The 14,136-nt window shown below is 68.6% G+C and carries 13 protein-coding genes; 5 read left to right on the top strand and 8 right to left on the bottom strand.

Going from position 1 to position 14,136, the window contains the following annotated elements; genetic code table 11:
- Window positions 1-676: outer membrane beta-barrel protein (locus IE066_RS14615; protein WP_189451272.1), on the bottom strand; the 676-nt coding region annotated here is incomplete at its 3' end.
- Window positions 677-1,114: 438 nt separating this feature from the next.
- Here IE066_RS14615 and IE066_RS14610 point away from each other — a divergent pair.
- Together IE066_RS14610 and IE066_RS14605 are read left to right on the top strand one after the other, a co-directional pair.
- Window positions 1,115-3,151 carry an NADPH-dependent 2,4-dienoyl-CoA reductase gene (locus IE066_RS14610; protein WP_189451271.1) on the top strand — a complete coding sequence of 679 codons (2,037 nt, stop codon included), beginning with the start codon at window positions 1,115-1,117 and terminating at the stop codon, window positions 3,149-3,151.
- Between the two features lie 88 nt (window positions 3,152-3,239).
- Complete coding sequence (locus tag IE066_RS14605; protein WP_189451270.1) at window positions 3,240-3,851, top strand: glutathione S-transferase family protein; 612 nt, start codon at window positions 3,240-3,242, stop codon at window positions 3,849-3,851.
- Between the two features lie 76 nt (window positions 3,852-3,927).
- Here IE066_RS14605 and prpC read toward each other — a convergent pair whose 3' ends face one another.
- The 6 genes from prpC to IE066_RS14575 form a co-directional block, all read right to left on the bottom strand.
- Entirely contained in the window at window positions 3,928-5,073 is a 1,146-nt protein-coding gene (gene prpC / locus IE066_RS14600) for a bifunctional 2-methylcitrate synthase/citrate synthase (RefSeq protein ID WP_189451269.1), read from the bottom strand.
- A 72-nt stretch (window positions 5,074-5,145) separates the two neighbouring features.
- A complete protein-coding gene (gene prpB / locus IE066_RS14595) occupies window positions 5,146-6,033 on the bottom strand; it encodes a methylisocitrate lyase (RefSeq protein WP_189451268.1) in 888 nt (295 codons plus the stop codon).
- 108 nt (window positions 6,034-6,141) lie between these two features.
- A complete protein-coding gene (locus IE066_RS14590) occupies window positions 6,142-7,125 on the bottom strand; it encodes a malate dehydrogenase (RefSeq protein ID WP_189451267.1) in 984 nt (327 codons plus the stop codon).
- Between the two features lie 109 nt (window positions 7,126-7,234).
- Window positions 7,235-8,440, bottom strand: coding sequence for a pyridoxal phosphate-dependent aminotransferase (locus tag IE066_RS14585; protein ID WP_189451266.1), 1,206 nt, complete (start codon window positions 8,438-8,440; stop codon window positions 7,235-7,237).
- Between the two features lie 164 nt (window positions 8,441-8,604).
- Window positions 8,605-9,111 carry a peptidylprolyl isomerase gene (locus IE066_RS14580; RefSeq protein ID WP_189451265.1) on the bottom strand — a complete coding sequence of 169 codons (507 nt, stop codon included), beginning with the start codon at window positions 9,109-9,111 and terminating at the stop codon, window positions 8,605-8,607.
- Between the two features lie 22 nt (window positions 9,112-9,133).
- Window positions 9,134-9,376 (bottom strand): hypothetical protein, encoded by a 243-nt coding sequence (locus IE066_RS14575; protein ID WP_189451263.1) that lies wholly within the window; start codon window positions 9,374-9,376, stop codon window positions 9,134-9,136.
- 77 nt (window positions 9,377-9,453) lie between these two features.
- Between IE066_RS14575 and typA the strand changes: the two genes are divergently transcribed.
- The 3 genes from typA to IE066_RS14560 are packed head-to-tail and all read left to right on the top strand — an operon-like array spanning window position 9,454 to window position 13,463.
- Window positions 9,454-11,283, top strand: a complete 1,830-nt coding sequence (typA, locus tag IE066_RS14570) for a translational GTPase TypA (RefSeq protein WP_189451261.1) — start codon at window positions 9,454-9,456, stop codon at window positions 11,281-11,283.
- A 10-nt stretch (window positions 11,284-11,293) separates the two neighbouring features.
- Window positions 11,294-11,782, top strand: coding sequence for a DUF7144 family membrane protein (locus IE066_RS14565; protein WP_189451260.1), 489 nt, complete (start codon window positions 11,294-11,296; stop codon window positions 11,780-11,782).
- Between the two features lie 43 nt (window positions 11,783-11,825).
- Window positions 11,826-13,463: an amidase gene (locus IE066_RS14560; RefSeq protein ID WP_189451257.1), complete on the top strand. Its 1,638-nt coding sequence runs from the start codon at window positions 11,826-11,828 to the stop codon at window positions 13,461-13,463.
- Window positions 13,464-13,467: 4 nt separating this feature from the next.
- Here IE066_RS14560 and IE066_RS14555 read toward each other — a convergent pair whose 3' ends face one another.
- On the bottom strand, window positions 13,468-14,127 hold the full coding sequence (locus IE066_RS14555) for a YoaK family protein (protein ID WP_189451255.1): 660 nt from the start codon (window positions 14,125-14,127) through the stop codon (window positions 13,468-13,470).
- Window positions 14,128-14,136 lie beyond the last annotated feature (9 nt).

Here is a 14,136-nt window from a genome sequence, read left to right as displayed (position 1 = left end):
CCGCGCAGGTCACCGTCGGCGCCGGCGGCGGGGCCGCAACCGGCTCCGGACCCAGCGGGATCACCACGCCCACCGAGGCGAGGACGTCCTGGAACCAGTCTTCGCCGTCGTTCAGATCGTCGTCGGTGAGCAGCGCGCCGACGCTGTCGTTGTCGGCGGACAGGCGCGCGGCGAGCTCGGTGCGGATCTTCACGCGGCCGACGTCGCCCTGCATACCGAAGCCGATCTTGCCGGCGACGTAGTCGTCCTCACGCTGGCTCGGCGCACCGTTGCGCTCGAAACGGGCGGGGATCAGCGCGTTCGACGGATCGAACTCCTCTTCCGAACGCTGCCAGCCCAGACCCATCACGATGTACGGATTCCACGAACGGCCTTCCGCGATGAAGTGACGACGCACGTCGAACGACACGCCGTACTGGCTCCAAAGCAGGTCCTGGTTACGCTCGACCTTCGGGTTCTGGTAGTTGGCCTCGACGTCGAACGACCAGTTCGGGTTCACCATCTTGCCGAAGCCGATCGCGCCGAACGGGGCATTGTTGGTGCCGCGGTCGTTGTCCTGGACGTTCCAGCCGACCGAGCCGGTGAGGTACCAGCGATCGTCGAATTCCTGGGCCTGCGCGACCGGGAGAATCGACAGACCACCCAAGAGGGCGGCACAGAGGAGTTTCTTGTTCATTTAGTTGTTGCTCCTTGGGGGATCGGAGGAGGGGGAAAGCGCGTCAGCGTGTTCCGACCGTTCTGGACGGCTACATGAACAGAGCCATCGGCGCGGAGCCTAGAAGTGCAGCCGTGAAGGGGCTGTTAACTGCCCCCTAACAATTGCGGAAGTTCCGCGGTGCGTTTTCCGCATTCGCATTCCGTTCAAAACGGCGCTGAAAATCCCGGTGTTTTTTGCGTGTTCGGCAAGTGCGCCTGATCGCGTCGTGCTTGGCTGTCGTACGCACGATCGATGTGCATCGACGCGCTGATCGATGTTTCCCACCCGCAAGAAGCGATCGATTTCGATCGCCGTGTTTCCGACGAACGCGACGCGGGGCCGGCCGAGGGGCGCCGTCCTTGCCCCGGCTCCGGTTTCCCGGCATCGTGCGCGCACCGTACGCACGCGTATCCATGCATGACGCCCGAGCCGACCCTGCCCGTCTATCCGCACCTGTTCTCGCCGCTCGACCTCGGCTTCTGCACGCTGCCCAACCGCGTGCTGATGGGCTCGATGCACACGGGCCTCGAGGACCACGCACGCGACTTCCCGAAGCTCGCGGCGTATTTCGCCGAGCGCGCGGAAGGCGGCGTCGGGCTGATGGTGACGGGCGGTTTCTCGCCCAACGTGCGCGGCTGGCTCAAGCCGATGTCCGGCACCCTCGCCCTGCCCTGGCAGGTGCGCCGGCACCGCCAGGTGACTGCCGCCGTCCATGCCCATGGCGCGCGCATCTGCCTGCAGCTCCTGCATGCGGGGCGCTACGGCTATCACCCGCTGCAGGTGGCGCCGAGCGCGATCAAGGCGCCGATCAACCCGTTCACGCCGAAGGCGTTGAGCGCCGCCGGCGTCGAGCGCCAGATCCGCGCGTTCGTGCGCAGCGCGAAGCTCGCGCGCGACGCGGGCTACGACGGCGTCGAGGTAATGGGCTCGGAAGGCTATCTGCTCAACCAGTTCACCGCGCCGCGCACCAATCGCCGCGATGACGCCTGGGGCGGCGACGCCGGCAAGCGAATGCGCTTCGCGGTCGAAATCGTCCGGCGTATCCGGGAAGCCTGCGGCCCCGATTTCATCGTGATCTATCGACTGTCGATGATCGACCTGGTCGACGACGGCCTGGCCTGGGACGAGGTCGTGCAGCAGGCGCAGGCCATCGAAGCGGCCGGCGCGACGATCATCAACACCGGCATCGGCTGGCACGAGGCCCGCGTGCCGACGATCGCCACCTCCGTGCCGCGCGCGGCCTTCGTCGACATCACCGCGCGACTGAAGCCGCACGTGCGCCTGCCGCTGGTCGCGACCAATCGCATCAACATGCCCGACGTGGCCGAGCGCGTGCTCGCCAGCGGCGCGGCAGACATGGTGTCGATGGCACGTCCGCTGCTGGCCGACCCGCAGTGGGTGGCGAAGGCGCGCGGTGGACGCGTCGACGAGATCAACACCTGCATCGCCTGCAACCAGGCTTGCCTGGACCACGTCTTCCAGAACAGGCGCGCGACCTGCCTGGTGAATCCGCGCGCGAGCTACGAGACCGACCTGGTCTATGCGCCGACACGCGCGCCGAAGAAGGTCGCCGTGGTCGGCGCGGGCGTCGCGGGCCTTGCGTGTGCGACGGTCGCGGCGCAGCGCGGGCACGAGGTGGTGCTGTTCGAGGCGGCGGACGACATCGGAGGCCAGTTCAACCTCGCCCGCCGCATCCCGGGCAAGGAGGAATTCGACGAGACCATCCGTTACTTCCGCCGCCGGCTCGAACTCGATCGCGTCGCGCTGCGGGTGGGCACGCGCGCGACGCCGGAGCAACTCTACGGCTTCGACAGCGTGGTGCTCTCGACCGGCGTGGTGCCGCGCGCGGTGGACTTCCCCGGCAGCGACGATCCGCGCGTGCTGCGCTACGACGACGTGCTTGCGGGTCGCGCAGCGGTGGGTGCGCGGGTCGCGATCGTCGGCGCGGGCGGCATCGGTTTCGACGTCGCCGAGTTCCTCGCGCACGAGGGCGTGTCGCCTTCGCTCGACGTCGAGGCATGGCGTCGCGAATGGGGCGTCGACGTCGGCTACAACACCGCGCGTGGCGGCCTGCGCACGCCGGAAAAGCCGCCGGTGGCGCGCGAGCTCTGGCTGCTGCAGCGCTCACCCGGCAAGCCCGGCGCGCGCCTCGGCAAGACCACCGGCTGGATCCACCGCGCGAGCCTCAAGGCGCGCGGAGTAAAGGCGTTCGGCGGCGTGCAGTACGTGCGTTTCGACGACGCGGGCTTCCACGTCACCGTCGACGGCGTGGCGCAGGTACTGCCGGTCGACAACATCGTCATCTGCGCCGGCCAGGAGTCGAACAACCCGCTGGAGGCGCCGCTGCGCGCAGCCGGGCGGGACGTGCATGTGATCGGCGGCGCGGAACTCGCGGCCGAGCTGGATGCCAAGCGTGCGATCGCGCAGGGCAGCCGTCTCGCGGCCGCGCTGTAGCCAATGGTGCAACCATTCATTGCGGGGATCGTGTTGCGGCGACCTCTGCCGCGCCGGATAGTCGCGCGATCTTTGGAGGAACGTCACCATGAAGCTCTATACCAAGCCCGGCGCGTGCTCGACCGCGTGCCACATCTCGCTGCACTGGTCCGGCGCCGCGTTCGGCGTGCAGGTACTGACCGCCGAGGAGATGAAGGCGCCCGCCTACCTCGCGATCAATCCGGCCGGCGCGGTGCCGGCGCTCGAGGACGGTGATTTCGTGCTGACGCAGAACGCGGCGATCGTCGGCTACATCGCCGACCTGAATCCGGCCGCAGGCCTTGCCGGCGACGGCAGCCCGCGCCAGCGCGCCGAGGCCAACCGCTGGCTGGCGTTCTGCAATGCTGACGTGCACCCGGCCTTCCACCCGCTGTTCGGACCGGCACGTTTCATCGGCGACGAATCGCAGTTCGACGCGCTGAAGGCCGCCGCACGCCTGCGCCTGCGCGGCCTGTACGAGCGCGCGGAACGTGAGCTGGAAGGCCGCGAATGGATTGCCGGCTTCCGCAGCTACGCCGACCCGTACCTCTACATCACGCTGGGCTGGGCCTCGAAGACGGGCGTCGACCTGTCGGGCTTCGACAACCTCGTCGCGTTCGTGCAGCGCATGGAGGCCGACGCCGGCGTGCAGGCGGCGCTGAAGGCCGAAGGCCTGGCCTGATCGTCGCCTGTCATCGCATCAACGAAAAAAGGGCCGGTCGCGATGACCGGCCCTTTCCGTTTCGACGGAGGACGCCTCAGCGGCGGCCGATCTCCACGTACTCGCGATCTTCGGGCCCCGTGTAGTTCGCGCTCGGGCGGATGATCTTGCCGTCCTCGCGCTGCTCGATGACGTGCGCACTCCAGCCGGTGGTACGCGCGATCACGAACAGCGGCGTGAACATCGGCGTCGGGATGCCCATCATGTGGTAGGCCGACGCGCTGTACCAGTCGAGGTTCGGGAACATCTTCTTGGTGTCCATCATCAGGTTCTCGATGCGCTCGGACACGTCGAACAGCGTCTGGTTGCCGCCGTCCGCACAGAGCTTGCGCGAGATCTCCTTGATGATCGGATTGCGCGGATCGCCCACCGTGTACACCGGATGGCCGAAGCCGATGACGATCTCCTTGCGCTCCATGCGCGCGCGGATGTCGGCTTCCGCCTCGTCGGCCGTCGAGTAGCGGCTGATGATGTCCATCGCCACCTCGTTCGCGCCGCCGTGCTTCGGGCCGCGCAGCGCGCCGATCGCGCCGGTGATGCAGGAATGCAGGTCCGAGCCGGTGCCGGCGATCACGCGCGCGGTGAACGTCGACGCATTAAACTCGTGCTCGGCGTAGAGGATCAGCGACTTGTCGAGCGAATCGGCATGCAGTTCGCTCGGCACCTCGCCGTGCAGCAGGTGCAGGAAGTGCGCGGCGACGGAATCGTCGTCGGTCAGCGTCTCGATGCGCGTGCCGTTGCGGGTGAAGTGCCACCAGTACAGCAGCATCGAACCGAAGCTCGCGATCAGCCTGTCGGCGACATCGCGCGCTTCCGACGCCGGATGCCCCTCGCGCTCGGGCAGCACGGTGCCGAGCACCGAGCAGCCGGTGCGCAGCACGTCCATCGGATGCGCGTTCGCGGGCACGAGCTCCAGCGCTTCCTGCACGATCGCCGGCAGGCCGCGCAGGCGCTTCAGCTTGGCCTTGTAGGCCTTGAGCTGCGACGTCGTCGGCAGCGCGCCGTGCACCAGCAGGTGCGCGACTTCCTCGAACGTGGACTTCGTCGCGAGGTCGTGGATGTCGTAACCGCGGTAATGCAGGTCGTTGCCGCTGCGGCCGACCGTGCACAGCGCGGTGTTGCCGGCGGCGGTGCCGCTGAGTGCGACGGACTTCTTGGCCTTCGGGAGCACTTGCTCGCTCATTCGGGATCTCTCGTTGCGGCTTCCGCGACGCGGAAGCGGAATCGGTACCGGCCACGCGCGGCCGGCGTTGCGTCATTCGGCCTTGGACGAGGCGAACAGCTGGTCGAGCTTGTCCTCGTAGGCGTGGTAGCCCAGGAAGTCGTAGAGCTCGGCGCGCGTCTGCAGCGTGTCGACGATGTTCTTCTGCGTGCCCTCGCGGCGCACCGTCTCGTAGAAGTTCAGCGCCGCCTTGTTCATCGCGCGGTACGCGCCGCAGCAGTAGAGCGCGATGTCGACACCGGCCTCGCGCAGCTCGTCGGTGGTGAAGAACGGCGTGGAGCCGAACTCGGTGAGGTTGGCGAGGATCGGCACCTTCACCGCGTCCTTGAACTTGCGGTAGTCCTCCAGCGACTTCATCGCCTCCGGGAAGATCATGTCGGCGCCCGCTTCCACATAGGCCTGCGCGCGCTCGATCGCCGAATCGATGCCCTCGACCGCGGCCGCGTCGGTGCGCGCCATGATCACGAAGCTGTCGTCGGTGCGACCGTCCACGGCGGACTTCACGCGGTCGACCATCTCCTCCTTCGACACCACTTCCTTGCCCGGCCGATGGCCGCAGCGCTTCTGCCCGACCTGGTCTTCCATGTGCACGGCGGCGACGCCGACGCGCTCGAAGTTGCGGATGGTGCGCGCGATGTTGAACGCGCCGCCCCAGCCGGTGTCGATGTCGACCAGCAGCGGCATATGCGTGGCGTCGACGATGCGACGCGCGTCGGTGAGCACGTCCTCCATCGTCGAGATGCCGAGGTCGGGCATGCCCAGCGAATTGGCGGCGACGCCACCGCCGGACAGGTACAGCGCCTTGTAGCCCGTGCGCTTGGCCATCAGGCCGGCGTAGGCGGTGATCGCGCCCATCACCTGCAGCGGGGTTTCCTCGGAAAGTGCGGCGCGAAAGCGCGCGCCGGCGGAAAGTTGCGTCATTGCGACCTCACGGATTGCGGCCCGCGCGAGGCGCGGGCAGTGGCGGGCACCGGCATCGCCGGACCACCAGAGCGACGAAGGCGACCGAGGCCGCCTTCGTCGTGCACGTTACAGCAGGTGCGCGACGCCCTGCCGCTCCTCTTCCAGCTCGGCCAGCGTCTTGTTGATCGCGGCCTGGCTGAACTCGTCGATCGGCAGGTCGCGAATCATCGTGTACTCGCCGTTCTCGGTGGTCACCGGGAAGCCGAACATCACGCCTTCCGGGATGCCGTACGAGCCGTCGGACGGAATGCCCATCGTGACCCACTTGCCGTTGCTGCCCAGCACCCAGTCGCGAATGTGGTCGATGGCCGCGTTCGCGGCTGAGGCGGCCGACGACAGGCCGCGCGCCTCGATGATCGCCGCGCCGCGCTTGCCCACCTTCGGGATGAACTCGTTGGCGTTCCAGTCGGCGTCGTTGATACGGTCCTTCAGCGACGCGCCGCCCACCGTGGCGAAGCGGTAGTCCGGATACATCGTCGGCGAGTGGTTGCCCCACACGACCAGCTTGTCGATGTCGCCGACCGCGACGCCGGCCTTGTTGGCGAGCTGGCTCAGCGCGCGGTTGTGGTCCAGGCGCAGCATCGCGGTGAAGTTCTTCGCCGGCAGGTCCGGCGCCGACTTCATCGCGATGTAGGCATTCGTGTTCGCGGGGTTGCCGACGACCAGCACCTTCACGTTGCGCGAGGCCACCTTGTTCAGCGCGGCGCCCTGCGCGGTGAAGATCTTCGCGTTCTCCAGCAGCAGGTCCTTGCGCTCCATGCCCGGGCCGCGCGGACGCGCGCCGACCAGCAGGGCGATGTCCGCGTCCTTGAACGCGACTTCCGGATCGTCGGTGCCGACCATGCCGGCCAGCAGCGGGAACGCGCAGTCCTCGAGTTCCATCATCACGCCACGCAGCGCCGCCTGCGCCTTCTCCATCGGCAGTTCGAGCATCTGCAGGATGACGGGCTGGTCCTTGCCCAGCATTTCGCCGGAGGCGATGCGGAACAGCAGCGAGTAGCCGATCTGGCCGGCTGCACCGGTGACGGCGACGCGGACGGGGGTCTTCATGAGGGAACTCCGTGGAACGGGTGTGGGGTTGTCGTGCGGATGTTCTTGGATGCCGTCGGGATGGCCGGACGGCTTGGACGCGGAGCTCAGCGCTTCCGCGTCCATCGGATCAGACGAGCTCGGCGAAGAATTCGCGGAAGCGCTCGAGGCCGGGCTGCAACTGCGGCGTCGGGCAGGTGTAGCTGATGCGCAGCGCGCGCGGCTCGCCGAAGGCCGAGCCCGGCACGCAGGCCACGCCCTTGGCTTCCAGCAGCGCGTTGCAGAAGTCGACGTCGCTCTCGATCTTCGTGCCGCTCGGGCCGTGCGTCCTGCCGAATGCGCAGCTGATGTCCGGGAACACGTAGAACGCGCCCTGCGGCTTCGGGCAGACCACGCCGGGAATGCTGTCCATCACCGCCATCACCTGGTCGCGCTTGGCCTGGAATTCCGCGCACTTCTGCTGCGGAACGTCCTGCGGGCCCGACAGCGCCGCCGTGGCGGCCGCGTTGGTGATTTCCGGCACGCTGGTGATGTGGTTCGAGTTGAGCGTGACCACGGCCTTGGCGACCTCCTCCGGCCCGGCCATGAAGCCGACGCGCCAGCCCGGCATGCCGTAGGTCTTGGACAGCGAGTCGATGAAGATCACACGGTCGCGCAGCTCGGGGCGGGCCTGCACGAAGTTGTGGTAGCCGATGCCGTCGAACACCATGCGGTTGTAGATGTCGTCGGTGATCACCCAAGTGTCCGGGTACTTCACCAGCACGTCCGCCAGCGCCGAGATCTCGTCCTTCGAATAGACCATGCCGGTCGGGTTCGACGGATTGTTGAACAGGAACACGCGCGGCTTGCGCGCCAGCGCCTCGTCCAGCTGCTGCGGGGTGAGCTTGTAATCCTGCGACGGGCCACAGGGCAGCAGGTCGACCTTCGCGTTGACGATCTCGGCGATGTCGAGATAGCTGGTCCAGTACGGCGTCGGGAAGACGATGGTGTCGCCCTCGTCCAGCAGCGCCTCGGCGAGGTTGAAGATGACCTGCTTGGCGCCGATGCCGGTGGCGACGTTGGCGCGGGTATAGCCGGTCAGGCCGACTTCTGCCATGTGGGCGAGGAAGGCATCGAGCAGCGCGTCGGGGCCGCGGTTGCTGCCGTACTGGCCGCTGTCGTGCTTCAGCGCTTCGGCCGCGGCGGCGTAGACGTGCTCGCCCGGCAGGAAGTTGGGCACGCCGATCGAGAAGCTGATGATGTCGCGGCCTTCGGCCTTGAGACGCTTGGCCTTTTCGGCGACCTGCATGATCGCGCTGGGCTTGGCGCGGCCAGTGCGCGAGGCGAGACGGGGCATCGCGGAACCTCGAAAAATACGGCGGTGGGGCCGGCCGAGGCGCGACGGCGCAGGGGCCGGAACAGGGCCGAAATAGTATCACGTGAAACTTTCCGGCCGCCCGGCCCGGAAACGCGAACGCCCGCCGGCGCGGGCCGGCGGGCGTCCGGTGGATGCCGCAGGAATCAGGCGCGCGCGTTGGCGTCGAGCGTCGTGTTCCACTCGGCCACGCGGTCGGCCTTGGCGGCCAGCGCGGCGTCGGCATCGCCCTCGACCTTCACCGAGCGGATGATGTCGCCCTGCTTGATCGAGTCGACGACCTCCTGCCCTTCCAGCACCTTGCCGAACACGGTGTGCTTGCCGTCGAGCCACGGGGTGGCGACGTGGGTGATGAAGAACTGGCTGCCGTTCGTGTTCGGGCCCGCATTGGCCATCGACAGCACGCCGCGCTCGTGGCCCAGGCCGTTGCGCGCCTCGTCCTCGAACTTGTAGCCCGGGCCGCCGGTGCCGGTGCCCTTGGGGCAGCCGCCCTGGATCATGAAGTCGTTGATGACGCGGTGGAACGACAGCCCATCGTAGAAACCGCGCCTGGCGAGGTTCACGAAGTTGGCGACCGTGAGCGGCGCCTTGTCGGCGGCGAGCTCGACGCGGATCGGGCCGCGGTCGGTGTCGAAATGGGCGATGAGGGACATGGAAACTCCGGTGGGGAACGAATCAGCGGGGAGATTTTGAACGCGCGGCCGTTAGGGCGATGCGCCCGAACACGGCGCCGCAGCCGACGACGCCGAGCGCGCCGATGCCGAGCAGCAGAATGTCGAGGCCGGCCGGCAGGCCCATCGCGGCCATGCGCTCCGGCTGGTTGCGCAGGACCAGGCCGGCCACGACGAACAGCGCGGCGACCAGGTCGACCGCGATCAGCCACCTCGGAAACGGCGGTACGGACGGCTGTTCAGGCATGGCGGGCGTCCGCGGCGGCTTGCCCGCTATAATAGCCGGCTTCCCTTCTCCGCTTGCGCCTCACGGCGTCTCTTCGCATGTCTATCGAACGCCTGCGCAACATCGCCATCGTCGCCCACGTCGACCATGGCAAGACCACCCTCGTCGACCAGCTGCTCAAGCAGTCCGGCACCCTCAACGAGCGCACCGTGCTCGCCGAGCGCGTCATGGACAGCAACGACCAGGAAAAGGAACGTGGCATCACGATCCTCGCCAAGAACACCGCGATCACCTGGAACGGCAACCGCATCAACATCGTCGATACCCCCGGCCACGCCGACTTCGGCGGCGAGGTCGAGCGCGTGCTGTCGATGGTCGACTCGGTGCTGATCCTCGTCGACGCGATGGACGGCCCCATGCCGCAGACGCGCTTCGTGACGCAGAAGGCGTTCGCGATGGGCTTCAAGCCGATCGTCGTCGTCAACAAGATCGACCGCCCGGGCGCGCGCCCGGACTGGGTGATCGACCAGGTCTTCGACCTGTTCGACAAGCTCGGCGCGACCAACGAGCAGCTCGACTTCCCGATCGTCTACGCCTCGGCGCTGCACGGCTACGCCAGCCTCGACGACCAGGCGCGCAGCGGCGACATGACCCCGCTCTACGAAGCGATCATGCAGCACGTCTCGCCGCCGCAGGTCGATCCGGACGGCCCGTTCCAGATGCGCATCAGCCAGCTGGACTACAGCAACTTCGTCGGCCTGATCGGCATCGGCCGCGTGCAGCGCGGCAAGGTGCGTCCGAACATGCCGGTGAGCATCGTCGACCGCGAAGGCAAGAAGCGCCAGGGCAAGGTGCTACAGGTGCTCGGCTTCATGGGCCTTGAGCGCATCGAGGTGCAGGAGGCCGAAGCCGGCGACATCATCGCGATCTCCGGCGTGCAGGAACTCGGCATCTCCGACACCGTCTGCGCGCTCGAGCATCCGGAAGCGCTGCCGGCGCTGACGGTCGACGAGCCGACCATCTCGATGACCTTCCAGGTCAACAACTCGCCGTTCGCCGGCAACAAGGATCTTTCCGGCGGCAAGTTCCTCACCAGCCGCCAGCTGCGCGAGCGCCTTGAGCGAGAGACGCTGCACAACGTCGCGCTGAAGGTCGAGGAAGGTTCCGACCCCGACAAGTTCCTCGTGTCCGGCCGCGGCGAGCTGCACCTGTCCGTGCTGATCGAGAACATGCGTCGCGAAGGCTACGAGCTCGCCGTGTCGCGCCCCGAGGTGATCATCAAGGAGATCGATGGCCAGCTAATGGAGCCGATCGAGCAGCTCGTGGTGGACATCGAGGAGCAGCACCAGGGCGGCGTGATGGAGAAGCTCGGCATCCGCAAGGCGCAGCTCAAGAACATGGAATCGGACGGCAAGGGCCGCGTGCGCCTTGACTACATGATCCCGGCGCGCGGCCTGATCGGCTTCCAGAACGAGTTCAAGACGCTGACCCAGGGCTCGGGCCTGCTGTTCCACGTCTTCGATCATTACGGCCCGAAGGAAACCGGCGCGATCGCCAAGCGCATCAACGGCGTGATGATCGCCAATGCGCCGGGCGCCACGCCGGCCTACGCGCTCGGCCCGCTGGAAGAGCGCGGTCGCCTGTTCGCCGCGGAAGGCGACATGGTCTACGAGGGCCAGCTGATCGGCATCCACTCGAAGGACAACGACCTCACCGTCAACGCGATCAAGACCAAGCCGCTGACCAACATGCGCGCCTCGGGCAAGGACGACGCGATCAAGCTGACGCCGGCGCTCAAGTACTCGCTGGAGCAGGCGCTTGACTTCATCGAGGACGACGAGCTGGTCGAGGTCACGCCGAAAGAAATCCGCCTGCGCAAGAAGCTGCTGACCGAGAGCGAGCGCAAGACGGCGTCCCGTCGCGGTTGATCCCGCGCCGGTGACGGATCACCCCACCCGTCCGTACGATCCGGATCCGCGCGCACACCCCGGGTTGCGCGCGATCGCGCTGGTCGAGGCGGCGAAGGCCTTCGTGGCCCTCGCCGCCGCCAGTGGTCTCGAAATCCTTGGCCCGGCACCGCTGCGCAACGCGGTGCACCTGCTGATCCGCCACTTCGAGCTCAGCGCCACCGAAGGCCCGCTCGCCTGGCTCGCCAATGCGATCAGCAGCGGCACGGTGCACGCCACCGCCGCCATCGCGGCCGCCTACGGCCTGCTGCACGCGATCGAAGCCTGGGGCCTGTGGCGGGACAAGGCCTGGGCGTCGTGGCTCGGCTGCCTCGCCGCCGCCATCTATCTTCCGTTCGACCTCTACGCGCTCGCCCGCCATCCCGGCTGGCCCGCCGTGACCGTGCTGGTCGTCAACGTCGTGATCGTCTGGGTACTGGCGCGCGACCTGTTCCGCCGACGGACGCCCTTGCCGCGTTGATCCCCGCGACGGATGCTGGCGCGTCCCGACACGGAAGCCCGCCATGCGCCCTGCCCTGCCCGCCCTCGTCCTCGGCCTCGCGCTGGCCGGCTGTGCGTCCACGCCCGCCGGAAACGGTGCCGCGTCCGCCACCGACGCCGAAATGGCGACGCGTCCGTTCGCGCAGTCGCGCTTCGCGTTTCCGTACGAGGAGATGGATGTCGCCGCGCTGTCGGCGCGCATGGCCAGCGGCGAACTCACCAGCCGCGCGCTGACGCAGGCCTACCTCGACCGCATCGCCGCCGTGGACGCCGCCGGCCCGATGCTGGGTGCGGTGGTCACGATCAATCCCGATGCGCTGGCCGAGGCGGCGGCGCTCGACGCCGAGCGTCGCGCCGGCAGGCTGCGCGGCCCGCTGCACGGCATCCCGGTGCTGCTCAAGGACAACATCGACGCGCGACCGATGGCCACCACCGCCGGCTCGCTCGCGCTGGCCGACCATCGTCCGACGCGCGACGCCTTCCTCGTCGAGCGACTGCGCGCCGCCGGTGCGGTGATCCTCGGCAAGACCAACCTCAGCGAGTGGGCGAACTTCCGCTCCACGCGCTCGATCTCCGGCTGGAGCGGCGTCGGCGGGCAGACCCGCAATCCGTACGCGCTGGACCGCAATCCCTGCGGCTCCAGTTCCGGCAGCGGCGCGGCGGTATCGGCCAACCTCGCCGCAGTCGCGATCGGCACCGAAACCGACGGCAGCATCATCTGCCCGGCCGCGGTTTCCGGCGTCGTGGGCCTCAAGCCCACGGTCGGGCTGGTGAGCCGGCACGGCATCGTGCCGATCTCGGCGAGCCAGGACACCGCCGGCCCGATGACCCGCACCGTCGCCGATGCCGCCGTCGTGCTGAACGCCCTCGCCGCCGCCGACAGGGACGATCCGGCGAACGGCGGTCGCCAGCGCCCGGCGGCAGAGGACTACACCGCGCATCTGAAGGCCGATGCGCTCAAGGGCGCGCGCATCCGCGTGCTGCGCAAGAGCGCCGGCTACCACCCGGACGTCGACGCCGCCTTCGAGCGCGCGGTGCAGGCACTGAAGGCCGCCGGCGCGACCGTGGTCGACGCCGAGATCCCCACCGCCGGCAAGTGGGACGATGCCGAGTTCACCGTGCTGCTGTCGGAGTTCAGGCCGGGGCTGGAGGCTTATCTCGCGGACAGCGGCGCGCCGGTGCGTCGCTTCGCCGACCTGATCGACTTCAACCGCCGCCATGCCGCGCAGGAGATGCCCTACTTCGGGCAGGAATTGTTCGAGCAGGCGATGAAGGCCGCACCGCTCGAGTCGACGAAGTACCGCAATGCACGCGACAGTGCGCGGCGCCTCGCCGGCCCGCAGGGCATCGACGCTGCCTTGCGCAGGCAGAAGCTCGACGCACTGATCGCACCCTCGACCGGCCCGGCCTGGCGCACCGACACCGTGCTTGGCGATCACTTCACCGGCGCGGGCTACGGCGCCGCGGCGGTGGCCGGCTATCCGAGCCTGAGCGTGCCGATGGGCGACGTGCGCGGCCTGCCGTTGGGCCTGGTGTTCCTCGGGCCGAAATGGGGCGAGGCGCGGCTGATCGAGCTGGGTTACGCGTTCGAGCAGACCACGCGCGCACGCAAGGCGCCGACCTTCGCGCCGACCATCGACGAGCCGGCCCCGACGCCCTGACCGCTCAGCGTCGCGAAGCCGCGTGCACGGCGTTCGCGGTCGCGAGCGCCGCCAGCACGGCGACGGGCAACAGCAACGCGTCGTAGCCGGCGCTCACGAACAGCCGCGCCGTCGCCAGCCCGCCGACGAAGAAGCCGGTGATGACCGTGCAGCACAGCGCGATTCGGCGACGTGCGATGGGCTCGCCGCGCAGCGCATGGGCCAGCGAAATGCCGAGGTCGGTGAACATGCCGGAGATGTGGCTGGTCCGCACCACGGCGCCGCTGTAGGCGGTGGTGGTCGCGTTCTGCAGCCCGCAGGCGAACGCGGCCAGGCCCAGCGCGGCCGAGGCATGCGTCGGAAACAGCCGCCATGCCAGCAGCAGCGACGCCGCGCAGCCGAGCAGCACGGCGGTATGGCGCTGCCCGGTGCGAAGCGGATCGCTCGGCACGATCGCGCCGCCGACGGCCGCGCCCAGGACGAAAGCCGCAACGATGGCCGCGAGGTGCAGCGTCTGCGCACCGGCGCCGGTCGCCAGCGCGTCGGCCAGCAGGGTGGTCGTGCCGGTGAGATGCGAGACGGCCTGATGCGCGACGCCGACCAGCCCGATCGCATTCACGCCGCCGGCGACGAACGCCAGCCACCACGCGACGGGCCAGACCCAGCGCGGCAGCCGGGCGATCATCGGCGTCGC

This window comes from Cognatilysobacter xinjiangensis (assembly GCF_014651995.1).
GTDB classification, from domain to species: Bacteria; Pseudomonadota; Gammaproteobacteria; order Xanthomonadales; family Xanthomonadaceae; genus Cognatilysobacter; species Cognatilysobacter xinjiangensis.
Note: the sequence above shows the minus strand (reverse complement) of the source record. Positions and strands in the feature narration are given on the sequence as shown.

Excerpts from the sequence above, each read along its gene's own strand:
- prpC (WP_189451269.1), bottom strand. The coding sequence starts at position 5,073 with ATGAGCGAGCAAGTGCTCCCGAAGGCCAAGAAGTCCGTCGCACTCAGC.
- IE066_RS14555 (WP_189451255.1), bottom strand. The coding sequence starts at position 14,127 with ATGATCGCCCGGCTGCCGCGCTGGGTCTGGCCCGTCGCGTGGTGGCTG.
- IE066_RS14560 (WP_189451257.1), top strand. The coding sequence starts at position 11,826 with ATGCGCCCTGCCCTGCCCGCCCTCGTCCTCGGCCTCGCGCTGGCCGGC.
- typA (WP_189451261.1), top strand. The coding sequence starts at position 9,454 with ATGTCTATCGAACGCCTGCGCAACATCGCCATCGTCGCCCACGTCGAC.
- IE066_RS14610 (WP_189451271.1), top strand. The coding sequence starts at position 1,115 with ATGACGCCCGAGCCGACCCTGCCCGTCTATCCGCACCTGTTCTCGCCG.
- prpB (WP_189451268.1), bottom strand. The coding sequence starts at position 6,033 with ATGACGCAACTTTCCGCCGGCGCGCGCTTTCGCGCCGCACTTTCCGAG.
- IE066_RS14590 (WP_189451267.1), bottom strand. The coding sequence starts at position 7,125 with ATGAAGACCCCCGTCCGCGTCGCCGTCACCGGTGCAGCCGGCCAGATC.
- IE066_RS14580 (WP_189451265.1), bottom strand. The coding sequence starts at position 9,111 with ATGTCCCTCATCGCCCATTTCGACACCGACCGCGGCCCGATCCGCGTC.
- IE066_RS14575 (WP_189451263.1), bottom strand. The coding sequence starts at position 9,376 with ATGCCTGAACAGCCGTCCGTACCGCCGTTTCCGAGGTGGCTGATCGCG.
- IE066_RS14585 (WP_189451266.1), bottom strand. The coding sequence starts at position 8,440 with ATGCCCCGTCTCGCCTCGCGCACTGGCCGCGCCAAGCCCAGCGCGATC.
- IE066_RS14605 (WP_189451270.1), top strand. The coding sequence starts at position 3,240 with ATGAAGCTCTATACCAAGCCCGGCGCGTGCTCGACCGCGTGCCACATC.